This window comes from Campylobacter concisus, from assembly GCF_002913865.1.
Taxonomy (GTDB): domain Bacteria; phylum Campylobacterota; class Campylobacteria; order Campylobacterales; family Campylobacteraceae; genus Campylobacter_A; species Campylobacter_A concisus_AM.
On record NZ_POYX01000003.1, the window covers coordinates 1 to 3,878 of the forward strand.

General features: G+C 40.1%; 4 protein-coding genes. 1 reads left to right on the plus strand and 3 read right to left on the minus strand.

The features are described from left to right. The 3 genes from CYP77_RS00185 to CYP77_RS00195 all read right to left on the minus strand — a co-directional run. On the minus strand, nucleotides 1–682 hold a 682-nt coding region (locus CYP77_RS00185; protein ID WP_103599650.1), incomplete at its 3' end, for a transporter substrate-binding domain-containing protein. A gap of 11 nt (nucleotides 683–693) precedes the next feature. After that, a complete protein-coding gene (locus tag CYP77_RS00190; protein ID WP_103558564.1) occupies nucleotides 694–1,422 on the minus strand; it encodes an amino acid ABC transporter ATP-binding protein in 729 nt (242 codons plus the stop codon). Then, nucleotides 1,415–2,125, minus strand: a complete 711-nt coding sequence (locus tag CYP77_RS00195; RefSeq protein ID WP_012140157.1) for an amino acid ABC transporter permease — start codon at nucleotides 2,123–2,125, stop codon at nucleotides 1,415–1,417. The genes CYP77_RS00190 and CYP77_RS00195 overlap by 8 nt, the downstream gene beginning before the upstream one ends. Nucleotides 2,126–2,273: 148 nt before the next feature. Here CYP77_RS00195 and putP point away from each other — a divergent pair, with 148 nt between their 5' ends. Continuing rightward, nucleotides 2,274–3,761 (plus strand): sodium/proline symporter PutP, encoded by a 1,488-nt coding sequence (gene putP, locus CYP77_RS00200; RefSeq protein ID WP_021092063.1) that lies wholly within the window; start codon nucleotides 2,274–2,276, stop codon nucleotides 3,759–3,761. The last annotated feature ends 117 nt before the right edge of the window (nucleotides 3,762–3,878 follow it).

Here is a 3,878-nt window from a genome sequence, read left to right on the forward strand (position 1 = left end):
GATCAGTATGTTTGCCCTTATCAAATGCCATCGCAAAGCCCTCTGTGCCGTCAGGAAGTCTCAAAAACTCCTCTAGGTCTGGATTTTGTTTTAGATACTCTATACCTATCGGGCTATCTGTTAGCACAACGTCGATCTTACCGGCGTTTAGTGACATTATAGCTGCTGCTACGTTTTCAGCTGGGATTGACTGAGTTGTGATCTTTTTAGCTGCCTCTTCTTGAAGTGTGCCAACTTGAGCCGAAATTTTCTTATCTTTAAGGTTGTCTTTATTTACATCTGAGCCTTTTTTGCGGATAAATAAATTCTCTGAAAAATAATATGGCTTAGTAAAATCAACTGACTTTCTTCTCTCATCAGTCGCACTCATGCCGCTTATCGCGATATCGATCTTGCCTGTTTTTAAGGCTGGTATCAGCCCATCAAAACTCATATTTGCAACGTCAAATTTTATCCCAGTTTTTTTAGTGATCTCGTTTAGAAGATCGATCTCAAAACCAACGATTTGATTTTTATCATCAAGATACTCAAACGGAGGATAATCAGCGCTTGACCCGACCTTATAAACTACCTCTTTGCTAGCTTCTGGCGCATTTGCAACGGTTTTTTTGCTACTATCATCGCCACAACCTATAAAAAACATAACCAACCCTAACGCTAGAACTTTTAATAAATTTTTCATTTTACTCCTTATTAGTGATTTAAAATTTTACCTAAAAACTCTCGCAGACGCTCGTGCTGCGGATTTGTAAAGACGTTTTTTGGCGTGTCATCAACGGCTATCTTGCCTTTGTCCATAAAGAAAATTCTATTTGCCACGTTTCTTGCAAAGCCCATTTCGTGAGTTACAACAAGCATCGTTATGCCCTTTGCGGCGACATCTTTCATGATATCAAGCACCTCGCCGATCATCTCAGGATCTAGCGCACTTGTTGGCTCGTCAAATAGTATCACTTCTGGATCCATAGCTAGGCTTCTAGCGATGGCAATACGCTGCTTTTGACCGCCTGAGAGCTTGTGCGGATAGGCAAATTTCTTATCACTTAGCCCAACGCTCTTTAGCAGCTCATCAGCCCTCCTCTCAGCACTCTCTTTGTCTAAGATCCCAGCTTTTATCGGAGCTAGAGTTAAATTTTGCAAGACGTTTTTGTTTGCAAAAAGGTTAAAGTGCTGAAAAACCATACTCACTTTTTGGCGAATTTTATTTATGTCTGATTTTTTATTGAGGATATCTTCGCCATTTATCTTGATATGTCCGCTATCTGGCTCTTCAAGACGGTTTATGCAACGTAAAAATGTACTTTTTCCACCGCCACTTGGACCAATTATCGCTATGACTTCACCTTTTTTGATATCCACGCTGATGTCATTTAAAACACGCAAATCGCCATAGCTTTTGTTTAAATTTTTAATCTCAATCATGGCGATTTAGTCTCCTCTCAAGTAGTTTCACCAAAAGGGTGAAAAATTTAACGCTCACGTAATATACAATGCCCGTAAAAATGACTGGCTCTGGGCTGTAAAAGACCGCTTGAAGGCTCTTACTTTGCATCGTGATATCAACGACACTTATGTAGCCAACGACTGAGGTCTCTTTAAAAAGTGAGATAAACTCATTAGCAAGCGCTGGCAAGATATTTTTAGTAGCTTGTGGGAAGACTATCTCACGCATCGAAACGTAGTAGTTTAGCCCCATCGCCCTAGCTGCCTCCATCTGGCCTTTATCGACGCTATTTATGCCGCTTCTTACGATCTCAGCGACGTATGCCGAGCTATTTAGTCCAAGTGCGATCACAGCGACATAGAAGTTGTCACTCCAAGTGGCAAAAATGACCACTGAAAATATTAGAAGTTGAAGTATTACAGGCGTTCCACGCAAGATGTCGATATACTCATCTATGACAAAATTTAAAACCTTGATATCTAAAAATTTAATAAAAGCTAAAATAAATCCAAGTGTTATACCTATAGCAATACCGCCTATCGTAAGGCCAAGTGTTACTCCGTAACTTTTGATATATGCGATCTCTTGCGCCTCGCTAAGATCTCTTGGATAGAAAAAATATGTTCCAAGCGAGACAATTATTATAAAAAATAGAAATTTGGCTAAATTTTGAGCGTTCAACTTCGTCCTTTCTTTAAAATGTAGCCTTAAATGATACGAAAAAATATATATCATTTTGCTTAAAAATTTTTAAGGAACAAGCCCACTCATTGAAATTTAAATATTTTTGTAATAACATAACCGTTTTATTTTATTTGAAAGGAATTTTATGAGCTTTGGGTCTTATTTAGCCATCGCCATCTATTTTGGTTTCTTGCTCTTTATCGGACGATATTTCTACGATAAAAATGCAAGTATGAACGAGTATCTGCTAGATAACCGTCAAATGGGTCCAGTAGTCACCGCACTTAGTGCTGGCGCTTCTGATATGAGTGGTTGGATGCTACTTGGCGTGCCCGGGGCCTTATACGCAACTGGCGTGGCAAATGTCTGGATGATAGCTGGTCTTATCGTGGGAGCTTACTGCAACTACTTATTTCTAGCAAAGAGGCTTAGGGTCTATACTGAGGTTGCGAGCGACAGCATCACGATACCTGATTTTTTAGAAAACCGCTTTAAAGATAGGACTAAAATTTTAAGGATCATCTCAGGTCTTATCATATTGATATTTTTCACACTTTATGTAAGTAGTGGCATCATCGCTGGTGGCAAGACTTTTGAGAGCTTTTTTGGCTTAAAATTTGCATACGGAGCGGTCTTTACGCTCATAATCGTAGTCTTTTACACATTTTTTGGTGGATTTAAGGCTGTTAGTATAACTGACGCATTTCAGGGGCTTTTGATGTTTTGCGTCCTAGTCTCGATCCCAGTCGTGGCATATCTAAATTTAGACTTGCCAAGCGATACAAATTTGATAAAAGAGATAAGCAGGCTTGATGCAAATCACCTAAATCCATTTAGAGACCAGACTTTCTGGGGCATTTTGGGCCTTCTAGCTTGGGGCTTTGGCTACTTTGGGCAGCCACATATCATCGTTAGATTTATGGCGATACGTGACTCAAAAGAGCTTGCAAAGGCAAGAAGGATCGGCATTGGCTGGATGACGATCGGACTACTAGGTGCAATTATGAGCGGACTTATCGGCTTTGTCTATTTTAGCCAAAGAGGCGGGCTAAGCGATCCTGAGACCGTATTTTTAAAGCTTGGTGAGCTACTTTTCCCACCATTTTTTATAGGTATCATCATCTCAGCCGTGCTTTCAGCGATCATGAGTACCATCTCAAGCCAGCTCTTAGTCACTTCAAGCTCGGTCACAAAAGATTTTATCTTTGCATTTTATAAAAAAGAGGTGAGCCAAAGCACGCAAACAGCGATCAGCCGCTATGCAGTCGTGGTCGTAGCGATAATTGCCACAGTGCTTGCCTTTATCTCTACAGATAACGTTCTAAACGTCGTTGGCAACGCTTGGGCTGGATTTGGCGCGAGCTTTGGTCCGGTGCTACTTTTTAGCCTTTACTGGAAACGCATGAGCGCACTTGGAGCGCTTGCTGGCATGATAGCTGGCGGTGCGACTGTGATATTTTGGATAACATCAGGGCTAAATGCCTATGTTTATGAAATTTTACCAGGCATTTTAACCTCAAGCCTAGCCATCATCATGGTCAGTATCTGGGGCGACGCGATAAATAAAATGACTAGCGAGCCACACGAGCAAGTGATAAAAGATGAATTTGAAAAGATGAAAACAAGGCTTTAGGTCTTAAATTTATAAGAAATTCCTAGTACTTGTAACTGGGAATTTCTGGAATTTATCTTACCGTATTTATTAGATAATCATTTAAATTTTAGGATCGAAAAATTTAAAATCATAAAC